This is a genomic window from Paenilisteria rustica (genome assembly GCF_013820765.1).
GTDB lineage: Bacteria > Bacillota > Bacilli > Lactobacillales > Listeriaceae > Listeria_A > Listeria_A rustica.
This window is the reverse complement of the sequence record NZ_JABJVM010000050.1, coordinates 1-432: the sequence shown is the minus strand read 5'-3', so window position 1 is coordinate 432 and position 432 is coordinate 1. Positions and strand designations below refer to the sequence as shown.

Annotated in this window: 3 tRNA genes and 1 rRNA gene; all 4 read right to left on the bottom strand. The window is 52.1% G+C overall.

The window, feature by feature from the left end:
- Positions 1-43: 43 nt before the first annotated feature.
- Positions 44-116 (bottom strand) — tRNA-Lys (locus tag HPK16_RS16625).
- 29 nt (positions 117-145) lie between these two features.
- Positions 146-221: transfer RNA gene (locus HPK16_RS16620), tRNA-Thr, on the bottom strand.
- A gap of 9 nt (positions 222-230) precedes the next feature.
- Positions 231-303: transfer RNA gene (locus tag HPK16_RS16615), tRNA-Val, on the bottom strand.
- A gap of 16 nt (positions 304-319) precedes the next feature.
- Positions 320-432, bottom strand: a 5S ribosomal RNA gene (gene rrf, locus HPK16_RS16610); the annotation flags it as partial.

The following is a 432-nucleotide window of genomic DNA, read 5'->3' as shown; positions in this document are numbered from 1 at the left end:
CTAAATCTGGTGCGTCTGCCAATTCCGCCACACCCGCAAAAAATGAGCCGTGATGGGCTCGAACCATCGACCCTCTGATTAAAAGTCAGATGCTCTACCAACTGAGCTAACGGCTCACAATACAAAATACATACTATGAGAAATATGGTGCCGGCTGCAAGAGTCGAACTCGCGACCTACTGATTACAAATCAGTTGCTCTACCAACTGAGCTAAGCCGGCCTGATTAAATGGGGGCTAACGGGATCGAACCGCTGACCCTCTGCTTGTAAGGCAGATGCTCTCCCAGCTGAGCTAAGCCCCCTAAAAATATGTACATTGCCCGGCGACGACCTACTCTCACAGGGGGAAGCCCCCTACTACCATCGGCGCTGAAAAGCTTAACTTCCGTGTTCGGGATGGGAACGGGTGTGACCTCTTCGCCGTAACCACC